This is a genomic window from Marinicella marina, from assembly GCF_030065545.1.
GTDB lineage: Bacteria > Pseudomonadota > Gammaproteobacteria > Xanthomonadales > Marinicellaceae > Marinicella > Marinicella marina.
Map to the genome: position 1 here is coordinate 154,935 of NZ_JASJNC010000006.1, position 23,494 is coordinate 178,428.

Consider the following 23,494-nt stretch of genomic DNA (forward strand, 5'->3'; position numbering starts at 1 on the left):
AAAAAATGAAAAATTTGAGTGTTTTTTGAAGTTTTAGAATATTTTTTTGCTGTAGTGTGACAATTTTTGTCACTCACAGTGTTGCACTGTGAACTTTGAGCGCGTTCGACTCGTTGAATTGAACCAAACGCGACCAAGTTTTTTACTTTTTAGGACATTGCCTTGATTTTTGCATTCAAACGGCTTTTGTGACGTGAGATCTTGTTTTTGTGGTACAAACCTTTTCTCGCCACGCCATCAACAACAGGAACCATTTCATTGAAAAGTTCTTGAGCTGTTTTTTTGTCACCGCTTTCAATGGCAGTGATTACTTTTTTGATTGATGTGCGTGCTTTTGAGCGTAAGCTCATGTTATGCTGCCTGTTTTTGACAGCTTGTCTAACGCGTTTTCTTGCAGATGCTGAATTTGCCAAACCTATTTCTCCTTAGTTATACAAGAATTTTAAAAAACGGCGCATTTTCCCACTAATATTATGAATAGTCAACATGGATAGGTTATTAATTCTATGAATTTGATTAAATCAACGGCTACAGTCAGTTTTTTCACCCTGCTATCTAGAATCTCAGGTTTTCTCAGGGATGTGCTGTTCACCCGCTTTTTTGGTGTCAGCCCCATGACTGATGCTTTTGTGGTGGCTTTTAAGATACCAAATTTTATGCGCAGGTTATTCGCTGAGGGGTCTTTTACTTTGGCTTTCATTCCGGTGTTGAACGAAGTCAAAGCCAAACACGATAAAGCCTATTTACAAGCGTTCATCAATCATGTTTTTGGTTGTTTGTTGGCGGTTTTGTTGGTGGTTGTGGGTTTGTTTGAGTTGATTGCACCAGGTGTCATTGCCATTTTTGGTGTGGGCTTTTTGGATGACAAGCCAGTGTTTGATCAGGCCGTTAAAATGCTGCAAATCATGTTGCCGTATTTGTTATTTATTTCATTGGTTTCATTCAGTGCAGGCATCCTCAACAGCTTTGGTAAATTTGCCATTGCTGCAGCCACCCCAATCATGTTGAATGTGGTGTTGATTGGGGTGATGCTAACTGCCAGGGATTACTTCACAATACCAGTTGAAGTGATGGCTTGGGGTGTCTTGCTGGCAGGACTGTCACAATTGTTGATGCAAATTCCTGCTCTGATTCGACTTGGGGTGTTGCCAAAACCAGTGATTAAATTCAACGACCCTGAGGTCAAAAAAGTGATGACTTTGATGGTACCTACATTGATAGGTTCATCTGCTGCGCAAATCAATCTTTTGGTGGACACGGCACTGGCAACTATGTTGCCATTACAAGGCAGTCCGACCTATTTATACTTAACGGATAGGCTGGTGGAATTCCCGTTAGGCTTATTTGGTATTGCTATTTCTACCGTCATATTGCCCAAGCTGTCCGCCTCTTTTGCGGATCTTGATCAAGATGACTACCAAAAAACCCTGCAATGGGCGATGTCATTGGCCATGATCATTGCTTTGCCATCAGCGGTGGGATTGTTTGTATTGGCTGAACCGGTGATCATTACATTATTTGTTTACGGTGAATTTACTGTCCAGAATGCCGCTTTCACCTCATACAGTTTGATGGTATTTATGTTCGGCTTGCCGGCTTTTGTTGCCAACAAAGTGTTATTGCCTGCATTTTATTCACGAAAAGACACCAAAACGCCTGTTAAAATTGCCCTCAAAGCCATGGCCATCAATGTGGTACTTAACTTCGCTTTCGTTGCGTTGCTTTATCATTACAATGTGGTCTCATTGCATGTGGGATTAGCCATGGCAGGGGTCAGTTCTGCTTGGCTACAGTGTTTTTGGTTGTACCGCAAATTGCGCGTCACTGAAGTCATCATTCAACCGCTGGTGACGATTGGCTTTTTGTTCAAAGTCGGATTGGCGTTGTTGTTGATGGTGTTGGCGATCAAAGGAGTTGGCCGGTATATGCCCCAGTGGCAAGAACTAACTGCAATCATGAGGTTTATTAATTTAATGATAATCATATCAGTGGGCGCTTTGACTTATTTCATCGCCATGTGGTCTATGGGTATGCAACGCAAGGTCACATGGAAATAATCAGATACCCACATCACAATCCACTATCGACTAATTCCAGTGTAACCATTGGTAATTTTGATGGTGTGCACGTCGGGCATCAAGCGTTGATTAGAAAAACGATTGAACATGCCAAAGCACATGGAAATCAGTCAGTGGTGGTTTCAATGCAGCCATTGCCGTTGCAGCATTTCAATGGCTTTGATGCCATTGAATTACTGACATCTTTTAGATTAAAGCACAGGCTTTTAAAACAAATGGGTGTTGATGTTTTTTGTAATTTGAACTTCAATGCCGAATTGGCAAGCATGACAGCCACGGCATTTTTCGAAAAAGTTTTGATTCACGGACTGAAAGCGGGTTATGTCGTCATTGGTGATGATTTTAAATTTGGTGCCAATAGGCAGGGTGATTTCAATTTTCTGCAAAATGCCGCTGTGGCAAGTGATGTTTCGGTTGAAAAAATTGCCTCAGTCCTGATACAAGGCCAAAGAGTCAGTTCCACTGCCATCAGACAATTGCTCAATGCCGGTGAATTTGAAGCGGCAAAAAAACTATTGGGTCGAGATTTTAACCTCATAGGGCGGGTTGCACATGGCAAAAAACTAGGGCGTGAGTTGGGTTATCCGACCATTAACCTAGAGCTCAAACAACGCGCATTTCCCTTGTATGGCATATATGTATGTGAAATCAACATCAATGAGCAATGGTATCAAGGGGTTGCATCAGTTGGTTTTAACCCCAGTGTAGGTGGTAACGCCAAGCGTGTTGAAGTTTATGTGCTTGACTTCAAGCAACAAGTATATGGCCAATGTGTTGAAGTTTTGTTTTATAAAAAGCTCAGAAATGAAGTAAAATTTGATACCTTAAACGATTTAATTGCGGGCATCGAAGACGATGTTCATAAAACCAGAAAATATTTTGCCGATTTGCAAGGAGAACCGGTTTGAGTCAAGACTACAAAAAAACACTGAATTTACCCAAAACCAATTTTAAAATGAAGGCGTCATTGGCCACCAAAGAACCACAGTGGATCAAACAATGGAACAAGGATGGTTTGTATGATGCCCTACAAAAGCACCACGAAAACAGTGAGCCTTTTATACTGCATGATGGGCCTCCGTACGCCAATGGTGCGATTCATATTGGTCATGCTGTAAATAAGATATTGAAAGACATCATAGTTAAATCAAAGATGCTTTCGGGTTATCGAGCGCCTTATGTGCCTGGTTGGGATTGCCATGGGTTACCTATTGAAGTCCAAGTTGAGAAAAAAGTCGGCAAAGTGGGCAAAAAAGTCGATGCCAAAACGTTCAGACAGAAATGCCGTGATTACGCGGAGAATCAAGTCAACATACAAAAACAAGATTTCATTCGTTTGGGTGTTCTGGGTGATTGGGAGCGGCCTTATTTGACCAAGTCGTTTGATTACGAAGCGAATATGATACGTGCTTTGGCTGAAATTGCAGCCAATGACCACATTGAAAAAGGTGTCAAACCGGTGAATTGGTGTTTTGACTGTGGCTCTGCCTTGGCTGAGGCTGAAATTGAGTACCAAGACAAGACTTCGCCTGCCATTGATGTGGCTTTTAATTTTGTTGATGGTGAGGCAGTTTCGCAGAAATTTGCGGTACAAAAAGCTTCTAAGTCCATTGCTTTACCAATTTGGACCACCACACCTTGGACCATTCCTGCCAACCAAGCGGTATCATTACACCCAGAACTCAAGTATGCGTTGGTAACAGGTCATCCCACCCATGATTTGGTGATTGCAGCCGAAATGGTTGATGCGGTCATGGCCAGATTGGAAGTGGATGATCATGAGGTTTTGGCAGAGGTGAGTGGTCAAGACTTGGAATTGTTACAATTGAAACATCCGCTGTATGACAAACAAGTACCGGTTATCATGGGTGAACATGTCAATACTGAAGCTGGTACGGGTGCAGTGCATACGGCTCCTGGGCATGGTGTGGATGATTTCAATGTGGGTAAAACCTATGATTTAGAAGTATATAATCCGGTTGATTCCGACGGTGTTTATTTGCCTGATACTGAATTGTTCGCAGGTCAACACGTGTGGCAAGCCAACAAAACAGTGACAGAGGCATTGTCAGAGGCTGGTCAATTACTGCATCATGAGAACATCAGACACAGTTATCCGCATTGTTGGCGTCACAAAACCCCAACAGCTTTCCGCACCACACCACAATGGTTCATCAGCATGGATAAACAAGGCTTGCGCCAAGGTGCATTGGCTGAAATTAAACAAGTTGAATGGATTCCAGAGTGGGGCGAAGAACGCATTTACAAAATGATTGAGAATCGCCCTGAATGGTGTATTTCCAGACAAAGGACTTGGGGTGTGCCCATCACACTGTATGTACACAAACAAAGCGGTGAATTGCACCCTGATACACCGCAAATCATGGCCCAAGTGGCTGATTTGGTTGAACAAAAAGGCTTGGACATCTGGTATGACTTGGATGATGCCGATTTGATTGGCGGCGATGTAGAGGATTATGAAAAAGTAACCGACGTTCTGGATGTGTGGTTTGATTCAGGTGTGACGCATTACTGTGTATTGAAACAAAATCCAGCTTTGCAGGAACCAGCGGACTTGTATTTAGAGGGTTCTGATCAACACCGTGGGTGGTTCCATTCTTCGTTGTTGACAGGAGTTGCTATCAATCAAAGAGCCCCTTATAAACAAGTGTTAACCCATGGTTTTGTGGTCGATAAAGACGGTAAAAAAATGTCTAAATCTATGGGTAACGTGATTTCGCCCAAAGACGTGGTCAACACACTGGGCGCTGATATTTTGCGTTTGTGGGTTTCCTCCGCTGATTACCGTGGTGAAATGACGATTTCTGATGAAATCCTTAACCGGGCTGCCGATGGTTATCGTCGCATCAGAAACACCGCGCGTTTCATGCTGGGTAATTTAAATGAGTTCACTGCCAATGACTTGTTACCACTGGATCAATGTGCAGAAATTGATTTGTGGGCCATAGATAAGGCGCAACAATTGCAGCAAGAAGTGATTCAATACTATGATGCGTATCAATTGCATTTGGTTTATCAAAAAGTGCATCACTTTTGTTCCCAAGACATGGGTGCGTTTTACTTGGATGTTATTAAAGACCGCCTTTATACGTGTCATGAAGAAAGTGCTGCCAGAAAATCAGCGCAGACTGCCATGTTTCATATCTTGAGTGCGCTGCAACGCTTGATTGCGCCGATTCTGACTTTCACGGCGGATGAAATAAGACAATCAAGAAAGCAAGATGAACACATTTTATTTGCACGTTGGTATGAGTTTCCTGAAGTGCCTTTCAATGATCAAGCCAACAAATGGCAACGCATAGCGGGCATCAGGCAAGCGGTCTCTAAACAACTCGAGATTTTAAGGGTGGCCGGCCAAATTGGTTCATCTTTAGATGCCGAAGTAAAACTGTTCCTGCCAGATGATTTGTACCAACAGTTATCAGCCATGAATGCTGAAATGCGTTTCATACTGATTACTTCAGAGGCCATTATTTTACCTTGGGATGAGCGCGGTGACGCTGAGGTGATTGAATTGCCCGAGGTGGGCTCTATTGCTTTGGCAGTGAGTGTGGCCGATGGTGAGAAATGTGAGCGTTGTTGGCACATACGCACGGACGTAGGAATCAATGAAAACCACCCCACTATCTGTGGTAGGTGTGTTGAAAATGTGGATGGACACGGTGAAGTGAGGCATTTCGCTTGAAGCATATGAAACAGTCAGGTTGGGTGTATTTGTGGGTCAGTTTGGTGGTATTTGTACTTGATCAGTTGACTAAATCAATGGCATCAGCTCGATTGGATCTCTACGTGCCAAATAAAGTGACAGAATTTTTTAACCTGACCCTGATGCATAATGAAGGGGTTGCATTTAGTATTTTGGCTGATCAGTCCGGCTGGCAACGTTATTTTATTGCAGTGGTGGCCAGTCTTATTGTGATTTGGTTGTTGTATTGGTTGCGCCAAAATGCCCGCAGTATGAAATTACAAAACACTGCGTTGGTGCTGGTGGTTGGTGGTGCTCTGGGTAATATATATGACCGTATTGTTTTGGGCTATGTGGTTGATTTTATTGAATTACACTATAAGAGTTATTACTGGCCAGCATTTAATTTGGCAGACTCTGCCATTACATTGGGTGCGATTTTATTGATCATAGATACATTTAAAAATAAAGAAAGCAAAGACAATACAGCAGTTGGTGGAAAATCATGAAAATTTTATTAGCTAATCCACGGGGATTTTGTGCTGGTGTTGATCGCGCCATAGATATTGTCAACAGGGCGCTGGACTCATTCGGCGCGCCTATTTATGTTCGTCATGAAGTGGTTCACAACCAGTATGTGGTTGATAAGTTGCGTGATCGTGGTGCGGTGTTTGTAGATGAACTTGAGGAAGTGCCTGATGATCAGATTGTGATTTTTTCAGCACACGGTGTATCAAAAGCAGTGCGCAAAGAAGCTGCAGATCGAAAGCTCAAAGTGTTCGATGCCACTTGTCCGCTGGTGACAAAAGTGCATATAGAAGTATTTCGTTATTGTAAACAAGGTTTTGATTTGATTCTGATTGGCCATCATGGTCACCCTGAAGTTGAGGGTACGTTGGGTCAATGGGATCAATTGAAAGGAACAGGGTCAATCTATTTGGTTGATTCAGTGGCAGAGGCCAATGCCATTGAGGTCAATCAGCCAGAAAAAATTGCCTATGTCACACAAACCACCTTGTCGATGGATGACACCCGTGACATCATCAATGAATTGCGCCAACGTTTTCCCAAGGTTGAGGGTCCAAAACATGATGACATTTGTTATGCCACACAAAACCGTCAGGTTGCTGTCAGGCACTTGGCAGAACAGGCTGATTTGGTGTTGGTGGTGGGCAGTGTTAATAGTTCAAACTCTAATCGCCTGAAGGAATTAGCAGAAAGACAAGGTGTGCCCTCTTATCTAATAGATGGCGCTGCAGATTTACAACAAAATTGGTTCGAGGGTGTCAGCACCATCGGTCTGACGGCAGGTGCCTCTGCACCAGAAAAATTGGTCAGGGATGTGATTGATGCCGTGCAAGCCATATCACCTGATTTGGTGGTGCAAGAGCTCGAAGGAGAGCCTGAAAATATGGTTTTTGCCTTGCCTAAAGAATTGCGATTGGTACAAAAGTAACCGTTTATCACTGAAATTCCACCGCTAATCGGTCAGCTTAAGGCCAAACTTGTGTTTGACCACGACCCCACTTATTATTTAGCGTGATTTAAATCGCAAAGAATGTAAGTGAAAAAATTACACAATAAAAACAGAGGATTTTCTCTCCTTGAATTAATAATCACCTTATTGATTGGTTCAATCCTTTTGGCTTGGGGACTACCTAATTACCGAGATTTCAAAATACGCAAGCAAATCGTTGACGTGGCCAATGAGGTCGTTTACAGCATGACTTTGGCTCGCGCCGAAGCTGTTAGGTATGGAACCGACGTCAGAGTGCGGCCGGTTGGTGGTGATTGGCAAAATGGCTGGACCATCACATCCATCGGTATTGATGGCAATGCCAATGTGTTATTGGCTCAAGAGGCGGCCATTGATGATAATTTGACTTTCGAACAAGTCGGGCCTTTGGCCGGCGACCTGGTTTTTACGCCATTTGGCGGACTTGATGGCCCTGTTGCTGGTCGCTTTGAAATAAAAAACGATACAGTCACTGGCTTTGACAGAGCAGTCAATATCAGTTTAACAGGCTCGAGTAGGGTGGTTGAATTATGAACGCATACAATAAAAAACAGGGTTTTACCTTGCTTGAAGTTTTGGTTGCAGTGTTGGTCTTCTCATTTGGTCTACTGGGCATTGCTGGCATGATGACCATTTCAGTGAAAAACAATCACAACGGTTATTTACGTTCACAAGCCAGTTTCTTGGTAGAAAACATGATGGACAGGATGCGAGCCAATCCCACCGCACTGTGGAACGGCTGGTATGCTGGTCAGGCTGCACCCGGAACCCTCATCTGTGACTTAACCAATCCTTGCGATTTTCAAAACTTAGCCGCTTTCGACATGCAGGAATGGGCCAATTCCATTCAAGTGTCATTGCCCAACGGTATTGGCACTGTGGCTTGTGTAGCTAACAGTGCAATTCCAGCCGGGATTACCACTGCTCAAGCGCCTTCTATTTGGTTTCCGGCGCCGCCCTATGATGGCGTTTGTACCATCACCGTTAACTGGGATGAGTCCAACCGAGAATCGGCAAGAGACCAACAAACTATGACATTGGTAGGACAGCCATGATGACTAATAAATACAGAATAAATAACCAAAAAGGCTTTTCATTGATTGAGTTGATGGTCGCTTTGGTCATAGGCTTGATCATACTTACGGGGATGATATCGCTGTTCACAGCTTCCAGTTCATTGAACCGAGCTCAGACTGGTTTAGCAATATTGCAAGAAAATGGCCGTTATGCCATTTCCAGGTTGAAGATGGACTTTGAATCAGCAGGACGCAAACATTGTGCCACCTTAACCATGCCTAATGAATTCACCACCAAATGGAATCAAGGGTATGAGATGAGTGCATGGCGAGTTTCGAACAATGTGAACTTCACCAACGGTTTACCTGCCCGTGGTCAAATCGAGTTGGATACTTTGGCCGATCCTGATCAACTACCTGATACTGTTGACATATCAGCCTTCAACAGTTATCCACTGGATCCCAGCTTCTTTATTCGAGGTTATGAGTGTGCATCCGGCAGTTGTTTGCCTGCTTTGTCCACACCAGGTACAGACGCTTCTTTTGTGATTCCAGCCATAGGCACTGCCGATGACAGCAGGGCCGACAACACGGACATAGTCACTGTTAGGTACTTGCGTGGCGGTAACCGCGTCACGGCCATTGCAGGTAATAATCTGACATTGGCAGAGATCTCACCTTTCACCACCGGTGACGCAGTGGTTGCTGACTGTAACACCTCTTATGTTACGCCAGCTAATTGGGCTGGCAATGCAGTCAATTCGACCACGCCGTTGCCCGGGTTTAATTTAAATGGTGACACGCGGGTTTATAATCTGGATGAGGAATTGGTCAATGTGACTTACTTTGTAGGAGTCGATCAAGATCCCAGTAATCCATCACGATTAATCAGTTCGCTTTACCGTTCTGAAAATGGTTTGGTACAGCAGTTGGTTGAAGGGGTGGAGCGTTTTGATGTGTTTTATTTGGCACAACTTCAGACCGGTCATGTGGTTCGCATGACTGCCGATGAAGTCCAAAGCATTCAAGGTGGCGGTGATGTTGATGGCAACGGTGCTGTTGATGCCATCCAAGGATGCATCATCCCTCCCAGCATAGATTATTTAGGTGGCAATGTTTCATTGGCCAATGGCGCTGGTTGTTTGTGGCGTTCAATTTACGCTATGGAAGTTCATTTGTTATTGAATACTGTGAATAACAGCGCATCCAATGAAACCGAACCATACATTTATTCCCCCGATGGCATGACGCCACAGACCCCAGGCGCGGCGCTGCCCTCAGGTCTGCCGGCTGAACGCATGTACCGCAGAGAGTTCACCGCCATAGTTCCAGTAAGGAGTTACACGTTATGAGAAATCAATTTTCCCCAATGAACAAGCAACAAGGTGCCGCCTTGGCCATCGGCCTTATTTTGCTGGTTATCATTACTTTGATGGGGTATGCCGGTATGAAAGGCACCATCTTACAAGAAAAAATGGCTGCAGGTCTGCACAACAGAAACCTAGCCAATTCCGGTGCCAACAGCGCCATCCGACAAGGCGAGTTCTTTCTTTATAACTTGGTCGAGGTCACCAACGGTGTCAACGTCAGAGGCACACCGACCGGCGAATTCAATGACCTATACACGTTATTACTTGACCCTGATGATCCCAATTCGGCGAAAAATCCAGTGCTTGAAGATTTCTTTAGACGCAATTGGAACAGTACCGATGGCACCGAACACGAATATGATTTTACCGGTTTGACCGGTAATGCGGGTTTGAAACAAAGACCCCAGTACCTGATTCACGAAGTGGTTTATGGTAATGAGACCAACGATTCTGGAGATGCCGAGGCGCCTGCCAAAGCGGGCAGCCAAAACAAACAAAGGTCATTTATGGTCACCGGTAAAAGCCAGAGTGGTGATGGTAATACCATTTCTTTGGCACAATCCATGTTTACAGTTGTTACTGGTAGCGATGCTACCAATTGATAGAGTATATATTATGAATATAAGTAAAAGTCCCCAATTTCTGATCACTGCTGCTTTTGTTTTTGTGGCAGGTTTTTCAGGCTCCAGTAAGGCATCTTTGCTGCAATTGTCGCATGATCCCTTGTTTCTAGATCAGTCAGTGCCACCAGCGATCGCGGTGACTTTGGATGATTCTGGCAGTATGTTTTGGTCGTTCATGGGTCCATCGGGATCCAATGGTACGGATTTTACCGACCCAACATTGAATACCTTGTATTTCGATCCCAGTATCACTTATTCGCCGCCTTTACGCGCTGATGGTTCACAAATGCCTGATGCCGACCCTGAGAATGCTTGGGTAGATGGCTACCCCAATAACATGAACGATACGGTTGATTTAACCGATGACTACATTGCCATCAGGCGCATCGTATACAACCGTTTTGATAACAACGTACGGATTGGTTTTGTCGATACCCAAGAGAGAGATATTGGTAACATCAATGCTTTGTATCAAAATTTCCATCCTGACTGGGAAGGTGACCGTGCTTATTACAGTGTGCGCAATGCAACCGACACCGGTTGGGACACTGTGTTTCTTTTCGGCGATGATTTAGATAATTTTGCTAACTGGTACTCCTATTATAACTCGCGAGCCAAATTATCCAGAGCTGCCATCAGTCGGGCTTTTTCTGGTTTTGGTCCCGATTTTAAAATTGCGTGGCAAGAATTGAATCGATTGACTACTTACAGTGACTTAAGCAAGTTTGATGGTAACCACCGCAATGACTTTTTTAATTGGTTGTTCAGGGCGCCCACATCAGGCGGCACACCTTTGAGGAACGCTTTTAATCGTGCAGGTGAGTTGTTTGAAGATGACGACAGTTATTTTAACGAAGACTTTAACACCAACCTTTCTTGTCAGCAGAACTTTCACATCGCCATCTCAGACGGTGGTTGGAACGGTGCTTGGGGCGGCGGTACAGTACTTTTAGATGAAAACGGTAACGGCCTACCAGGTGATGATATGGGCCTGTATACCAACTACACCGGTAACGGTGAGCAAGAAATTTACTCAAAAACAGAGGGCCGGACCTCATTGTCAGACATTGCATTTGATGCTTGGGCCAGAGATCTTAACCCAAACCTCAATAATAACGTCAAGCGGTTTAAAAAAGACTACCGCAAAAGCGACGGTACACTGATTGATATGACACCGTTTGATGATGAGTGGGAAAGTCCTGAATTTGTTTGGAACCCAAAAAATGATCCGGCCTACTGGCAGCATTTGGTCACTTATAATGTGGGAATGGGCTTGGAGGCGACAAGGGTACAGGCCTATGAAGCTGGTGACTTTGACGGGGATAACTGCTCCGAGCAACCCACCATCACAGATGCCAAAGAAGCCGTTTATTTGGGTTTAAGAACCGGCGATTGTGGCTGGCCTGATGCCAGTAACGAAAACAGACGAATAGACGATGTGTGGCATTCATCGATTAACAGCAGAGGACAGTTCTTCAGCGCCAACAACCCCAATGAGTTGGTTAATGCCTTGAATAACGTGGTCAATAACATTCTGGAGCGTGTTTCCAGAGGTGCCTCATCGACCATTTCATCAGGTGTGATCACAGACAATACCAGGGCTTACTCGCCTGCTTTTGATTCATCCACTTGGTCGGGTAATTTAATTGCCAGAGAGATCAATGATGATCGAACCTTTGGTGACCCTGTTTGGGATGCCTCGTGTATCCTTACTGGCGGTAATTGTGAGGCCACTGGAGAAACAGTGCCCAAGCAAACCAATCGTAATATCTACACTTACAACCCGTTATCAAAAACCAAAGAACGGTTCGATACCAGTTTAAGCACAGCACTGAAAAGTATCATCGAACTCAACGCAGAAGAGTTAATCACTAATCTGAGCGTTACCACCAATGACATCATTAATTATGTGATTGGTGATCAAGGCTTAGAACAAGCCAATTCTGGTGTGCTCAAAGATCGGGTCAGTGTATTGGCTGACATCGTACACGCCAGCCCTTACATTGTTAGGGGGCCAAGTGCTGGTTATGAAGACTCATTGTGGGCCGAGGGCACAGATGAGCGAGATGCTGCGGATGCTGATAATGGTTATTTGGAATTTCAGATAGCACAAAAAGACCGCAATAACACCGTATATGTAGGATCTAATGGTGGCATGTTACATGCGTTCAATGCTGAAGGTGCAGATGAAGGCAAGGAGCGCTGGGGTTTTATGCCATCTAAAGCATTGAATAACATCCACCGATTACCTGATCCAACCGCTGACCATTGGTCATATGTGGATAACACACCTGTGGTTAGAGACGCATTTATTAATGGCAGTTGGCGCAGTGTTTTGGTTTCAGGCATGCGCTATGGCGGCCAATCTTTCTTCGCCTTGGATGTGACCGATGGTGACAGCACGGAGCCGACTGTATTGTGGGAATTCTCTGATACTGATGATGCTGATATGGGTTTCAGTTATGGTGAAGCAACCATCATTCGAATTTCCAGTACCGGTGAGTGGGTGGCGTTGTTACCTAATGGCTATAATAATTCAGAACAAGACTTTGAATTATTAGCAGATCCACGCAATCGAATCAGTACATCTGGTAATGCCGTGCTTTATGTGGTTCGCCTCAGTGATGGTCAATTGTTAACGAAAATTGATACCGGCGTGGGCAGTGTAGGTACGCCCAATGGTTTAGGCAGTATTGTGGCTGTTGATTCAGAGTTCCAGGTACCACCAGGCGAATCAAACCCAAGGGTCGATTACGGTGCAGATTACGGGTATGCCGGTGATTTGTATGGTAATTTATGGCGCTTCGACTTTTCAGACACAAATTATGCCAATTGGTCAGCCACAAAATTGATCAATGCCAACGGCACCAAAGAACGTCCCATCACTGTTAAACCAAGAGTGATTGCAGTGCCTGATGGTATTCAATCGGCTGAAAACGACGTGATTGTGATGTATGCCACAGGTAAATATTTAGAGCCTTCTGATCGTTCTATAACTCTGCCAGCTGATCAATATGTAGTCGGTGTGATTGATGGTTTGGCTTCTACAGAAATCAGCCAAAATATTGAAACGGGTGATTTTGTTGAGCAGAACTTGACTTTAGCAGGCGGTGGCTTTTTGAGAGACATTACTGCCAATGAAGTCAATCATGCCGTTGACAGCGGTTGGAAAGTCAAATTGATTGAAAATGGTGAACGTGTGTTTAACCCTTTATCTTTAATTGGACGAGAAGCCTTGTTTGTGACTTCTAATATCACTGCTGGTACTGACCCCTGTGAAGCGGGTGGTAGAAGCTGGTTGATGGCGCTTAATCCGCTCACAGGCGGCATCCCAAATGTGGGTGAAATTTTTGAGAACCCTGAAGTTATCATAGACGGTGTACCTCAATCTATATTTGATGATGGCGTAGGTACATTTATTTCGGACTTTGTGATCAGTTCACCGACGTTCACCGAATCACCAGGTGGTGGTACTTTGGACATCAACACAGAGGGTGTGAATCAAGTCATAACTACCTCTATCCAGAAATTTACTTGGCGTCGCAGAAACTGGACTAACTTATTAACTGAATAATTGAGAAATGAATATGAAAAATAGAATCAGTAAAAGTGTATTTTTGTTAATCATGATGTCAACAACCTTGGCGCTTCAAGCCCAAAATGGTGCGTTTGTGACTGAAACCGGTTCAGGTGTGTTGGATGCTGTGGTTACTGCAGATGATTCAGTGGTGTTTAATGGCATCAAATACAAATACGTATTGAATACCAAAGCCAGTACTTTAGCCATCGATGAGTCCGAGCCACAACCCTTGAAGATCAATCAATTAAAGGTTGGTGAAAATTATTATTTTGATAAGATAAGTTTTGATATGAAAAGTGCCAACCCTAAATTTAGGGAGATCACTTTTATAACAGACACAAAACCGATGGAGATAGAATGAGAATGAATAGAGGTTTTACTTTAATTGAGCTTCTGGTGGTCATTGCAATCATTGCCCTACTGGCATCTTTTGCGCTGCCTAGTTATCGACAATATGTGGTTGAAAGCAAACGGGCTGAGGCACATGCTAAACTTTTAGAGGTGGCTGGCATGTATGAAAAATTCTATGCCAACACCAACACCTATCCAACCAATGTAACTGGTGGCGGTTCTGCACTGAGTTTAACCAATGCATTCTTGCGTTGGGATGATTACCGCATTGTGCATCAGGACAGGCCCAACAATGGGTGGCGTTTACAGGCCAATGCGCGTGGTGGTCAAGCCACCAGTGATACGGCATGTACAAGAATCAGAATAGACAATTTAGGTAATAAGACACCGGCTCAGTGCTGGGAATAAAAATAGTTAAAGTTGTCCGGATTTAAGGATGCGTTGTTTTTGACGATTCCAATCCTTTTCTTTAGAAGCTGCGCGCTTGTCGTGCAGCTTTTTGCCTTGTGCCAGTATGACTTTGAGTTTAACTTTGCCTTTGATCCAATAGAGGCTTCTGGCCACCAAGGTTAAACCCTTTCTTTCAACGGCACCAATTAGGTAATTGATTTGATGGCGGTGCAACAACAGCTTTTTCAACCGATTGGGCTCAGCTGTGATGTGAGTTGATGCGGTATTCAGCGGTGTGATGTGGCAGTTGGTCAGATAAATTTCCCCATCTTTGATGAACACATAACTTTCAGCCAAATTAACTTTGCCTTCACGAATAGATTTAACTTCCCAGCCTTGTAATTCAATGCCAGCTTCAAAATCTTCAATAAAATGATATTCATGGGATGCTTTTTTATTGACGACAATGGTATTATCCTTTTTCTTTGTTTTAGCCATTTATCAGTGAATCATTTACCAGAGTCTGAATTTTATGTAATTTCTCTGCAAATTGCACCAAGCAATCAGCCTAAATATGCTCAGTTAGAGGGCCGCCCTAATCATGTCTGAAATCATCAAGTCCGCCATAGTCCCTCATGCCAGTGAGCAAATGCTTAACCTGGTCAATGACGTTGAGCGCTATCCTGAGTTTCTCAAGTGGTGTAAACATGGCTATGTGTCTGAACGTTCTGATCAACAGTACGTGGCAGGAATGAAAATAAAAGTCAGCGGTATCAAAGTGGAATTTGCTACCAAAAATACCATAGAGCGTGACGGTGATTTAACAATTATGTACATGTCATTGGTCTCAGGCCCTTTCAGGCGCATGACTGGTGAATGGCATTTTTTACAGTTTCCTGAGTTTGGCTCTAAAGTTGAGTTGCAATTGCAGTATGAAGTTAAATCCCAGGTGCTGGGACGCATGTTTACCAAGAGTTTTGATCAAATTGCTGGTCATTTAGTCAATGATTTTGTCACCAGGGCAGGGGTTGTTTATGCTTAGTTTAGAAGTGATTTTTGCCACGCCAGAGTCTCAAAAATTGTATTGCATACAGGTTGAAGAGGGAGCCACCATCCAAACATGCATTGAGCAGTCCGATATTTTGTCAGATTATCCAGAGATAGATTTGGCGACCATGAAAGTAGGTATTTTCAGCCAAGTTAAAACCCTTGATTTTGAGGTCAGAGACGGAGACCGTATAGAAATTTACCGCCCGTTGATTGCTGATCCAAAAGCAGTAAGGCGCAAGCGAGCAGAGCAGTTGAAAAAATAATTATTCTACTTCTGTGGTGCCGTCACCTTTATCGGGAAAGTAATTGCCCTCGGTTCTAACCAATTTATTGTCTTCGAAATACAAACTGAATTTTTTCAGTTTTTTAAATTCGCCTTTGCTCTTGGTGGTATTGATGTAATCCCATCTGTCCTGATTAAATGGGTCAGCGATGGTGGGTGTTCCCAGTACGATAGCCACTTGCTGTTTGGTCATACCTGGTTTGATTTCATCGATGTCCTCTTGTTTAAGGATGTTTCCTTGCTGGACCGGAACTTTATAGCATCCAGATAAACTCAGCGACAAAGCAAATATTGCAATTACAACAATTTTCATTCTAATAAGGTGTTTAAAATTGAAGCCAGAATGATACAATAAATTTTATTAAATAACAGTTAATTCTTCAGATGAGTAAAAAAGAAATCAAAGAAGCGGGCCTTAAAGTCACTTTACCGCGCTTACAAATTCTTGAATTTTTAAGTAAAAACAAAGGTAAACACTTCACCGCTGAAGAGTTATACGATGAAATGAAGAGTGCCGACCATGACATTGGACTGGCAACTATATACCGAGTATTAAACCAATTTGAGACTGCTGGATTGGTCAGTAAAAATCAATTTGAAAACACTCAGGCTGTCTATGAACTAGACACTGGTGAGCATCACGATCACATGGTTGATGTTGACAGTGGTAAAGTCATGGAGTTCTATGATGAGGAGTTAGAGCAATTGCAATTGAAGATAGCCGAGCAGCATGGTTTTGAGTTGATTGACCATAAAATGGTCTTGTACGTGAAAAAGAAATAAATGGATATTTACAAAGAGTTTTATTTAGAGTCCGCTCACTGGTTACCCAATGTGCCAGACGGTCACAAATGTGGTAATCTGCATGGCCATTCCTTCAAAGTGATTATCAAAGTGACCGGGGAACCTGATGCCACCACTGGCTGGATCATTGATTTTGCAGAGATAAAAGCAGCCTTTCAACCTATTTATAAGCAATTGGATCACCACTGCCTGAATGAAGTGGCTGGTCTAGAAAATCCAACCAGTGAAAATTTAGCCATTTGGATTTGGCAGAAGCTTAAGCCGGAATTACCACTGTTATCGGAAATAGAAATCTGTGAAACCTGTACCTCCGGTTGCGTTTATCGTGGCTAGACAGAGTAAAATAGCGTGTAATGAATATCATTCAAACCTGGCTTTAATGATAAATATATCCATCGCCCGCTTATTTCTGTAAGCAAAAGCACAGTCAGTCTAAATCTTGTGTTTTTGTAACAAAAACTATTTGACTATGACTGCATAAATGCCGATAATACGCATCCTCTTTGTGGGGCTATAGCTCAGCTGGGAGAGCGCAACACTGGCAGTGTTGAGGTCAGCGGTTCGATCCCGCTTAGCTCCACCAACAAAGAGGCTTTGTTCAGGCAAATAACTTGTTCAAGCAAAGAAAGTGAAATGTCCTTGCGTCCCATTCGTCTAGTGGCCTAGGACTCCGCCCTTTCACGGCGGCAACAGGGGTTCGAGTCCCCTATGGGACGCCATTCATGCTGTTGATCAGAAGCATGAGTCAGGCAAGAGTTACCATGATCAAGTAATGTCCTTTGCGTCCCATTCGTCTAGTGGCCTAGGACTCCGCCCTTTCACGGCGGCAACAGGGGTTCGAGTCCCCTATGGGACGCCATTATCTTTATGCCAAAATTGATCAATCAAGTCAGCAAAGACAGTTTTTTTGCTTCAAGTTTGTCGCTTATTGGCCTCTCTTCCACGCATAATCACACAAAAACATAAGTGCTTCTTTGGCTTCTGATGTGGGCAGCCCTGATAGTTTGTTTTTGGCTTCCTCAGCTTTGATTTGGGCTTGTTTCATGGTGTATTCAATGGCATTTGAATCGGTTACTAAATTCCTGATAACCATAAAGTCAGTCTTATCTGGGTTTTTGATGGCATTGATAATGGCTGATTTTTCACCGTCATTACCGTGTTTGAGCAAGTAAATCAGAGGCAATGTTAATTTGCCCTCGCTGAAATCATCGCCTAAATTTTTTCCCAAAGCTGCATCGTCAGCGGTGTAATCTAATACATCATCAGCAATCTGAAAGGCCGTTCCTAGCAACATGCCAAAATCACCCAGTTGCTTTTGTGAAGCGGCATTTTCGTCAGCAATGACTGCCGCCAATTGGCAAGCTGCTTCAAATAACTTAGCTGTTTTGTTGGCTATGATTTGAAAATAAGCATCCTCTGAAATATTGACGTTGCCCACGTTGAGTAGCTGTTGTACCTCGCCTTCTGATATTTTATTGGTGGCATCTGATAAAATCGACATCACTTGCATGTTGTCGGCTTTGACCATCATCTGGAATGATTTAGAGTATAAGAAGTCACCCACTAAGACACTGGCTGAATTGCCCCAAATTTCATGCGAGGTTTTTTCACCTCTTCGCATTTCTGATTCATCGACCACATCATCATGCAATAAAGTTGCGGTGTGAATCAATTCAATCACGGCTGCTAAATTAATGCCTTGATCGCCTTTGTAGTCAAGTGCTTTGGAAATCAATAGCATCAGCACTGGACGCAACCGTTTGCCGCCATTGCTGATGATGTATTCGGCAATTTGGTTGATCAGTATAACTTCTGAATTCAGTTGTTTGCGCAGGTGGTCATTAACTGCGTTCATACCGACATCGGTTAATTTCATGACATCTTGAATATTAATGTTGCTGTTTTCCATGTGGTGTAAATTCAGGGTCAGTGACCTGCTTAATTATGAGCTGCCATTATATAAGACCTGGTTCAGCATAAACAGATAGCTGATAAAAAAATCTTGGTCAGGTTAATCTATCAATGGTTTTAAAACAGGATTTTTGGTACCATGCGCCCCCATGTCTAAGATGAATGCCCTAGAGAAAAAATCAGCCATTGCGATTGCCTTTATGATTGCTTTGCGCATGTATGGTCTGTTTTTGATTTTACCTGTTTTTTCAGTATATGCCGTTGATATAGATGGTGCAACGCCGCTGTTGGTTGGTTTGGCCATTGGCGTTTATGGCCTGACCCAGGCTTTGTTACAAATACCCATGGGCTTTTTGTCAGATGTTTGGGGCCGCAAGAAAGTCATTGCATTGGGTTTGTGTTTGTTTGCACTGGGTTCGGTTGTGGCGGCTTTGGCAGATGATATTTTTTGGATCATTGTAGGTCGTCTGATCCAAGGGATGGGAGCGATTGCAGCCACGGGTTTGGCTTTAGTGGCAGATGTGTCGCGTCCAGAACAACGCGGTAAAATGATGGCCATAGTTGGTAGCAGCATCGGTTTGTCATTTATGCTGGCATTTATCAGCGGACCTATTTTGGCGGCCCAATTCGGTTTAAGTGGTTTGTTTTGGTTCACAGCATCACTCGCGGTGGCTGCTTTGTTGGTGTTGATTTTTGTGGTTGAAGAGCCGGAAAAATTGGCTGCAAGGGATTACAGTTTCAAAGAGTTGCTGCATTGTATTAAGCTGAAACCACTGATGATGATGGATTTTGGTGTGTTTGCTTTGCATGCCAGTATGACGGCTTTGTTTTTGGTCTTGCCCCTGGTGCTGGTACAAAATTTCAATTTTGAGTTGGCCCACCACTGGCGGCTCTATCTGCCCGTATTGGTGTTATCTATTGGTATCATGGTGCCGCTCATCATTGCTCAAGAGAAGTTGAAAAATCACATGCAAATGATGAGTGCGGCGTTTTTGTTGCTTTCTGGCAGTTTGATGTTATTGAATTTGGTTCATGCCAACTTTTGGTTGCTGGCAGTGTATTTGGTGGCCTATTTTGGTTTATTTAACTATTTAGAAGCTTCAATGCCTTCAGTCATCTCCAAAATAGCGGCAGAGAAATACCGTGGTGCGGCCATGGGGGTTTTTGCCACCAGTGAGTTTATAGGGGCTTTTGTTGGTGGTGCATTGGGTGGCTATTTGCTCAGTTTAAATCGCGATTATGTGTTATCTGCAGCGGCAGGATTGTTACTGGTAGCTGCCTTGTTTGGATTCAAACTGTTCGGCCTGAAACGAGTCAGTAATTAGTCATCATTCGGCGGCGTTATCAATACTTTACTGATGATGTTGTCTGCAGTTGTTTCGATGATGGTCATGCGGTAACCATCAATTGAAACAGCTAAATCCTTAGTCGGTAAGTCTTTCAAATATTCAGTGATCAGGCCATTGATGGTGGTTGCTTCATCAGTGGGTAAATCCCATTGTAAACGGCGATTCAGCGAACGCACTGCTATGCGGCCTTTGACCAGGTATTGGTTGTCGTCTTGTTTGATGATTTTTAGCCCTCGGTCTCCCGGTTCAGAAGTGAATTTACCAACAATTTCCTCCAAAATATCATCAAGAGTTACCAAGCCGACTAAATCTCCATATTCATCCACGACCAAGCCCATGCGCCGTTCTTTGCGTTGGAACTCACTGAGTTGTGCTGACAAACTGGCGGTTTCGGGAACGAAATAAGGTTTTCTTAGGATGCGTTTGAGTTTGGTGATGTCAAGGTTTTGGTTCTTGAGCATGGTCAGAATGGTTCTGATGTGCAAGATGCCAATGACTTGGTCAATGTTATCAACATAAACCGGTAATCGAGTGAGGTAGGTATTAACCAATTGTTTCTCAATGACTTCCCAGTCATCATTGATGTTGATGCCTTGTATTTCATTGCGGGGTACCATCACATCTTCAATGTTCATGTGATCAAGATTCATCACATTGATCATCATTTTTTGGTGAACATCTGGATTGATTAAGTCATTCTCAATGACCAGCGTTTTGAGTTCTTCACGCGACAAGGCTTCTTGCGCAATTTCTTTAGGTACACCCAGTAAACGCAACAATCCATTGGTCATTAAATTGGTGCCCCAAACAATCGGATAGAGCAGTTTCAGCATCGGAGTTAATACGTAGGAGGCCACATAACCTAATTTTTCAGGATTCAATGCTGCATAGGTTTTGGGTGTTACTTCAGAGAAAATCAAGATGGCAAAAGTTAAAATAGCGGTGCCATAGGCGACCCCTTTGTCGCCGGCTATTTTAATTGCAACAATGGTGGTGAGGGCAGTGGCAGCGATATTGATGAAGTTGTTGCCTATCAAGATCAGTCCAATCAATCGATCGGGTTTCTCTAATAACTTTTGCGCCAAAAAAGCACCCTTTTTCTTTTTGGCATCATTTTTCAGCTTGATTCTGTTCAGTGCCATCAAGGCGGTTTCAGAGCTGGAAAAAAATGCCGAGAGCACCAGTAAGACGCCGATGATGATCAGTAAAGTGTTGGTTGGTAGTTCGGAAATCACTCAGTGCCCCATCAGACCAAATAGTCCAAAACCAAGTAACTGCCTACAAAGCCAAGCATCAATAGACTCATGGCTATGAGGTTGAGTTTGATGGCTTTTTTGCCGCGCCATCCCTTGGTGATTCTGCCCACAATCAACACAGCAAATAACACCCAGGCAACCAATGAGAAAATAATCTTATGGCCCATACCGTCAGCCAAGAAGCCTTGTACAAACATCACACCAGTCAGTAGGGCGCAACTGAGAAACAGCCACCCCAAGAAAATAAGTTTGAATAGTTTTTCTTCGTTTTTCAGCAGGCTGTTGATGGTCATGCTTTGGGTGTCAAATACATTTTTCTTCATTTGTTTGATTTGCCAGCCCAAATTGATTGAGATTAAGGATGAAACAAACAACAAAGAATAAGCCAGAATGGATAACAAAATATGCATGTCTATGGCCCAAACATAGGGTTTAGAAATGCTTGGGTGGGGCCAAAAGTAAATCCATGTCAAAATGACCAGAGCAATCACATGCACCATGACCCTAACCCATACCAATCTGAACTGTGCCAGTAGAACTATGATATTTGATAGCCAACTGACTACCAGACAAGCGTTTTGAGCGTTGAAAGACCATTCAGACTCGGATAAAAGTACCTGGCTTGTTATGACCGTTTGGCATAAGCTGGCCAAAATGAAAAATGCGACAGAGACTTGGTACTTCTTGATATTGGCCAAAGCCAATAGGTGGAGCAAGCCTGTGATGGCGAAAAGGTATGTCATATTTGTTAAGAGGCCATATTAATTAAGCCGTCTCATTTATATTTGAAGATAATGACATTATAATAGCAGGTCTTATTTTTTACCAACAGGATAATTGGCATCATGTTCGATAATTTAACAGACAGACTATCTAAGAGTATTCAAAAGATTCGCGGACAAGCAAATCTGTCCGAGGACAACATCAAAGAAGCTTTGCGAGAAGTGCGGGTGGCTTTGTTGGAGGCTGATGTTGCTTTACCTGTGGTGAAGTCATTCATCGAAGATGTCAGAGAACGTGCCCTAGGTACTGAAGTATTGACCAGTTTGAAACCAGCACAAGTGTTGGTCAAAGTGGTGCAAGAAGAATTGGTTAAGGTCTTGGGCGAGGAAACTTCAGGTATCAATTTTAATGCCCAGCCTCCTGTGGTGATTTTGATGGCAGGCCTGCAGGGTGCGGGTAAAACCACCACCACGGGTAAACTGGCAAAGTTTCTGAAAGAACGCGAGAATAAAAAAGTCATGGTGGTTTCGGCAGATGTCTATCGACCTGCAGCCATCGAACAATTGCAGACTGTGGCAGAACAGGTCGGCGTTGAGTGGTTTCCATCATCTGTGATTGATGACCCAGTGACCATTGGGATGACGGCGTTACAAGCTGCTAAGAAAGGTTATTTTGATGTCCTGATCGTGGATACTGCAGGCCGTTTGGCGGTTGATGAAGCGATGATGAAAGAAATCAAGTCATTGCAAAACAGCATCAATCCGACAGAGACATTATTTGTGGTAGATGCCATGACTGGCCAAGATGCTGCCAACACTGCCAAGGCTTTTTCTGATGCTTTGGATTTAACTGGTGTGGTGTTGACCAAAGTAGACGGTGATGCCCGAGGCGGTGCGGCGTTATCTGTCAAAAACATCACTGGTAAGCCAATTAAATTCCAAGGCGTGGGTGAAAAAATGGAGGCTTTGGAGCCTTTTCACCCTGATCGAATTGCATCCAGCATCCTCGGCATGGGTGACGTGCTTTCTTTGGTTGAAGAAGTCGAGCGCAAGGTCGATAAAAAAGAAGCTGAAAAACTGGCGAAAAAAGTAGCCACAGGCAATAAGTTCACACTGGAAGACTTTCAGTCACAACTGCTGCAAATGCAAAACATGGGCGGCATGTCCTCCATGTTGGATAAGTTACCAGGTATGAGCAATTTGCCAGATATGGTTAAAGACCAAGTCAATGACAAGTCAACTGGACGCATGTTGGCGGTGATAAGCTCGATGACATTGAAAGAAAAAAGGTACCCCCAGCTGATCAAAGGTTCCAGAAAGCGCCGTATAGCCAACGGTTCTGGCACCACCATACAGGATGTTTCTAAATTATTGAAACAGTACAATCAAATGCAGAAAATGATGCGTAAATTCAAGGGCAAAGGAATGATGAAAATGATGCAGAAATTAGGTGGTAAATTACCTGGTGGCATGCCATTCTGATTGTATT

General features: G+C 43.5%; 24 protein-coding genes and 3 tRNA genes. 21 read left to right on the top strand and 6 right to left on the bottom strand.

The window, feature by feature from the left end; all coding sequences use genetic code 11:
• Positions 1-149: 149 nt before the first annotated feature.
• On the bottom strand, positions 150-413 hold the full coding sequence (rpsT, locus tag QNI24_RS10620) for a 30S ribosomal protein S20 (protein WP_267177111.1): 264 nt from the start codon (positions 411-413) through the stop codon (positions 150-152).
• Positions 414-506: 93 nt separating this feature from the next.
• Here rpsT and murJ point away from each other — a divergent pair, with 93 nt between their 5' ends.
• From murJ to QNI24_RS10680, 12 genes are all read left to right on the top strand, one after another.
• On the top strand, positions 507-2,057 hold the full coding sequence (gene murJ / locus QNI24_RS10625; RefSeq protein WP_267177112.1) for a murein biosynthesis integral membrane protein MurJ: 1,551 nt from the start codon (positions 507-509) through the stop codon (positions 2,055-2,057).
• Positions 2,048-2,986 carry a bifunctional riboflavin kinase/FAD synthetase gene (locus QNI24_RS10630; protein WP_267177113.1) on the top strand — a complete coding sequence of 313 codons (939 nt, stop codon included), beginning with the start codon at positions 2,048-2,050 and terminating at the stop codon, positions 2,984-2,986. The genes murJ and QNI24_RS10630 overlap by 10 nt, the downstream gene beginning before the upstream one ends.
• Positions 2,983-5,784 carry an isoleucine--tRNA ligase gene (gene ileS / locus QNI24_RS10635; protein WP_458368008.1) on the top strand — a complete coding sequence of 934 codons (2,802 nt, stop codon included), beginning with the start codon at positions 2,983-2,985 and terminating at the stop codon, positions 5,782-5,784. Before QNI24_RS10630 ends, ileS begins: the two co-directional genes overlap by 4 nt.
• 5 nt (positions 5,785-5,789) lie before the next feature.
• Positions 5,790-6,293 (top strand): signal peptidase II, encoded by a 504-nt coding sequence (lspA, locus tag QNI24_RS10640; RefSeq protein WP_267177163.1) that lies wholly within the window; start codon positions 5,790-5,792, stop codon positions 6,291-6,293.
• A complete protein-coding gene (gene ispH, locus QNI24_RS10645) occupies positions 6,290-7,240 on the top strand; it encodes a 4-hydroxy-3-methylbut-2-enyl diphosphate reductase (RefSeq protein ID WP_267177114.1) in 951 nt (316 codons plus the stop codon). The genes lspA and ispH overlap by 4 nt, the downstream gene beginning before the upstream one ends.
• A 108-nt stretch (positions 7,241-7,348) precedes the next feature.
• Positions 7,349-7,834, top strand: a complete 486-nt coding sequence (locus QNI24_RS10650; protein WP_267177115.1) for a GspH/FimT family pseudopilin — start codon at positions 7,349-7,351, stop codon at positions 7,832-7,834.
• Positions 7,831-8,355 carry a type IV pilus modification protein PilV gene (gene pilV / locus QNI24_RS10655; RefSeq protein ID WP_267177116.1) on the top strand — a complete coding sequence of 175 codons (525 nt, stop codon included), beginning with the start codon at positions 7,831-7,833 and terminating at the stop codon, positions 8,353-8,355. Before QNI24_RS10650 ends, pilV begins: the two co-directional genes overlap by 4 nt.
• Positions 8,355-9,668, top strand: a complete 1,314-nt coding sequence (locus tag QNI24_RS10660; protein WP_283708706.1) for a prepilin-type N-terminal cleavage/methylation domain-containing protein — start codon at positions 8,355-8,357, stop codon at positions 9,666-9,668. The genes pilV and QNI24_RS10660 overlap by 1 nt, the downstream gene beginning before the upstream one ends.
• Positions 9,665-10,288, top strand: coding sequence for a pilus assembly PilX family protein (locus QNI24_RS10665; protein WP_267177118.1), 624 nt, complete (start codon positions 9,665-9,667; stop codon positions 10,286-10,288). Before QNI24_RS10660 ends, QNI24_RS10665 begins: the two co-directional genes overlap by 4 nt.
• A gap of 13 nt (positions 10,289-10,301) precedes the next feature.
• Positions 10,302-13,883 carry a pilus assembly protein gene (locus QNI24_RS10670; protein WP_267177119.1) on the top strand — a complete coding sequence of 1,194 codons (3,582 nt, stop codon included), beginning with the start codon at positions 10,302-10,304 and terminating at the stop codon, positions 13,881-13,883.
• Positions 13,884-13,896: 13 nt separating this feature from the next.
• Positions 13,897-14,250 carry a hypothetical protein gene (locus tag QNI24_RS10675; protein WP_267177120.1) on the top strand — a complete coding sequence of 118 codons (354 nt, stop codon included), beginning with the start codon at positions 13,897-13,899 and terminating at the stop codon, positions 14,248-14,250.
• Positions 14,251-14,252: 2 nt separating this feature from the next.
• Positions 14,253-14,648: a type IV pilin protein gene (locus QNI24_RS10680; protein ID WP_283708707.1), complete on the top strand. Its 396-nt coding sequence runs from the start codon at positions 14,253-14,255 to the stop codon at positions 14,646-14,648.
• A 6-nt stretch (positions 14,649-14,654) separates the two neighbouring features.
• On the opposite strand, the gene smpB is transcribed toward QNI24_RS10680, so the two are convergent.
• Positions 14,655-15,128, bottom strand: coding sequence for an SsrA-binding protein SmpB (gene smpB, locus QNI24_RS10685; protein WP_267177122.1), 474 nt, complete (start codon positions 15,126-15,128; stop codon positions 14,655-14,657).
• Between the two features lie 103 nt (positions 15,129-15,231).
• Between smpB and QNI24_RS10690 the strand changes: the two genes are divergently transcribed.
• Together QNI24_RS10690 and QNI24_RS10695 are read left to right on the top strand one after the other, a co-directional pair.
• Positions 15,232-15,672 (top strand): type II toxin-antitoxin system RatA family toxin, encoded by a 441-nt coding sequence (locus tag QNI24_RS10690; protein ID WP_267177123.1) that lies wholly within the window; start codon positions 15,232-15,234, stop codon positions 15,670-15,672.
• A complete protein-coding gene (locus tag QNI24_RS10695) occupies positions 15,665-15,943 on the top strand; it encodes an RnfH family protein (RefSeq protein ID WP_267177124.1) in 279 nt (92 codons plus the stop codon). Before QNI24_RS10690 ends, QNI24_RS10695 begins: the two co-directional genes overlap by 8 nt.
• Here QNI24_RS10695 and QNI24_RS10700 read toward each other — a convergent pair whose 3' ends face one another.
• Positions 15,944-16,276, bottom strand: coding sequence for an outer membrane protein assembly factor BamE (locus QNI24_RS10700; RefSeq protein WP_267177125.1), 333 nt, complete (start codon positions 16,274-16,276; stop codon positions 15,944-15,946).
• Positions 16,277-16,347: 71 nt separating this feature from the next.
• Between QNI24_RS10700 and fur the strand changes: the two genes are divergently transcribed.
• The 5 genes from fur (at position 16,348) to QNI24_RS10725 (ending at position 17,626) form a co-directional block, all read left to right on the top strand.
• Positions 16,348-16,746 carry a ferric iron uptake transcriptional regulator gene (fur, locus tag QNI24_RS10705; protein WP_267177126.1) on the top strand — a complete coding sequence of 133 codons (399 nt, stop codon included), beginning with the start codon at positions 16,348-16,350 and terminating at the stop codon, positions 16,744-16,746.
• Complete coding sequence (queD, locus tag QNI24_RS10710; protein WP_267177127.1) at positions 16,747-17,100, top strand: 6-carboxytetrahydropterin synthase QueD; 354 nt, start codon at positions 16,747-16,749, stop codon at positions 17,098-17,100.
• A gap of 174 nt (positions 17,101-17,274) precedes the next feature.
• Positions 17,275-17,350, top strand: a tRNA-Ala gene (locus QNI24_RS10715).
• A gap of 60 nt (positions 17,351-17,410) precedes the next feature.
• Positions 17,411-17,486: transfer RNA gene (locus QNI24_RS10720), tRNA-Glu, on the top strand.
• Positions 17,487-17,550: 64 nt separating this feature from the next.
• Positions 17,551-17,626: transfer RNA gene (locus QNI24_RS10725), tRNA-Glu, on the top strand.
• Positions 17,627-17,692: 66 nt separating this feature from the next.
• Here the strand turns inward: QNI24_RS10725 and QNI24_RS10730 are convergent.
• The gene (locus tag QNI24_RS10730; protein WP_283708708.1) at positions 17,693-18,643 is read right to left on the bottom strand and encodes a polyprenyl synthetase family protein; all 951 of its coding nucleotides are present in this window, start codon (positions 18,641-18,643) and stop codon (positions 17,693-17,695) included.
• A 184-nt stretch (positions 18,644-18,827) separates the two neighbouring features.
• On the opposite strand from QNI24_RS10730, the gene QNI24_RS10735 reads away from it, so the two are divergent.
• Complete coding sequence (locus QNI24_RS10735; protein WP_267177129.1) at positions 18,828-20,003, top strand: MFS transporter; 1,176 nt, start codon at positions 18,828-18,830, stop codon at positions 20,001-20,003.
• Here the strand turns inward: QNI24_RS10735 and QNI24_RS10740 are convergent.
• Together QNI24_RS10740 and QNI24_RS10745 are read right to left on the bottom strand one after the other, a co-directional pair.
• On the bottom strand, positions 20,000-21,262 hold the full coding sequence (locus tag QNI24_RS10740) for an HlyC/CorC family transporter (RefSeq protein WP_267177130.1): 1,263 nt from the start codon (positions 21,260-21,262) through the stop codon (positions 20,000-20,002). The two genes, QNI24_RS10735 and QNI24_RS10740, sit on opposite strands and share 4 nt — an antisense overlap.
• 11 nt (positions 21,263-21,273) lie before the next feature.
• On the bottom strand, positions 21,274-22,026 hold the full coding sequence (locus QNI24_RS10745) for a cytochrome C assembly family protein (protein WP_267177131.1): 753 nt from the start codon (positions 22,024-22,026) through the stop codon (positions 21,274-21,276).
• A gap of 102 nt (positions 22,027-22,128) precedes the next feature.
• On the opposite strand from QNI24_RS10745, the gene ffh reads away from it, so the two are divergent.
• On the top strand, positions 22,129-23,487 hold the full coding sequence (gene ffh, locus QNI24_RS10750; RefSeq protein WP_267177132.1) for a signal recognition particle protein: 1,359 nt from the start codon (positions 22,129-22,131) through the stop codon (positions 23,485-23,487).
• The last annotated feature ends 7 nt before the right edge of the window (positions 23,488-23,494 follow it).

Coding starts and splice junctions, on each gene's coding strand:
- QNI24_RS10630 (WP_267177113.1), top strand. CDS start 2,048: ATGGAAATAATCAGATACCCACATCACAATCCACTATCGACTAATTCC.
- QNI24_RS10665 (WP_267177118.1), top strand. CDS start 9,665: ATGAGAAATCAATTTTCCCCAATGAACAAGCAACAAGGTGCCGCCTTG.
- QNI24_RS10735 (WP_267177129.1), top strand. CDS start 18,828: ATGTCTAAGATGAATGCCCTAGAGAAAAAATCAGCCATTGCGATTGCC.
- QNI24_RS10700 (WP_267177125.1), bottom strand. CDS start 16,276: ATGAAAATTGTTGTAATTGCAATATTTGCTTTGTCGCTGAGTTTATCT.
- fur (WP_267177126.1), top strand. CDS start 16,348: ATGAGTAAAAAAGAAATCAAAGAAGCGGGCCTTAAAGTCACTTTACCG.
- QNI24_RS10730 (WP_283708708.1), bottom strand. CDS start 18,643: ATGAAATTAACCGATGTCGGTATGAACGCAGTTAATGACCACCTGCGC.
- QNI24_RS10695 (WP_267177124.1), top strand. CDS start 15,665: ATGCTTAGTTTAGAAGTGATTTTTGCCACGCCAGAGTCTCAAAAATTG.
- lspA (WP_267177163.1), top strand. CDS start 5,790: ATGAAACAGTCAGGTTGGGTGTATTTGTGGGTCAGTTTGGTGGTATTT.
- ispH (WP_267177114.1), top strand. CDS start 6,290: ATGAAAATTTTATTAGCTAATCCACGGGGATTTTGTGCTGGTGTTGAT.
- QNI24_RS10690 (WP_267177123.1), top strand. CDS start 15,232: ATGTCTGAAATCATCAAGTCCGCCATAGTCCCTCATGCCAGTGAGCAA.
- smpB (WP_267177122.1), bottom strand. CDS start 15,128: ATGGCTAAAACAAAGAAAAAGGATAATACCATTGTCGTCAATAAAAAA.
- QNI24_RS10680 (WP_283708707.1), top strand. CDS start 14,253: ATGAATAGAGGTTTTACTTTAATTGAGCTTCTGGTGGTCATTGCAATC.
- QNI24_RS10670 (WP_267177119.1), top strand. CDS start 10,302: ATGAATATAAGTAAAAGTCCCCAATTTCTGATCACTGCTGCTTTTGTT.
- ffh (WP_267177132.1), top strand. CDS start 22,129: ATGTTCGATAATTTAACAGACAGACTATCTAAGAGTATTCAAAAGATT.
- pilV (WP_267177116.1), top strand. CDS start 7,831: ATGAACGCATACAATAAAAAACAGGGTTTTACCTTGCTTGAAGTTTTG.
- QNI24_RS10660 (WP_283708706.1), top strand. CDS start 8,355: ATGACTAATAAATACAGAATAAATAACCAAAAAGGCTTTTCATTGATT.
- murJ (WP_267177112.1), top strand. CDS start 507: ATGAATTTGATTAAATCAACGGCTACAGTCAGTTTTTTCACCCTGCTA.
- QNI24_RS10675 (WP_267177120.1), top strand. CDS start 13,897: ATGAAAAATAGAATCAGTAAAAGTGTATTTTTGTTAATCATGATGTCA.
- queD (WP_267177127.1), top strand. CDS start 16,747: ATGGATATTTACAAAGAGTTTTATTTAGAGTCCGCTCACTGGTTACCC.
- QNI24_RS10745 (WP_267177131.1), bottom strand. CDS start 22,026: ATGACATACCTTTTCGCCATCACAGGCTTGCTCCACCTATTGGCTTTG.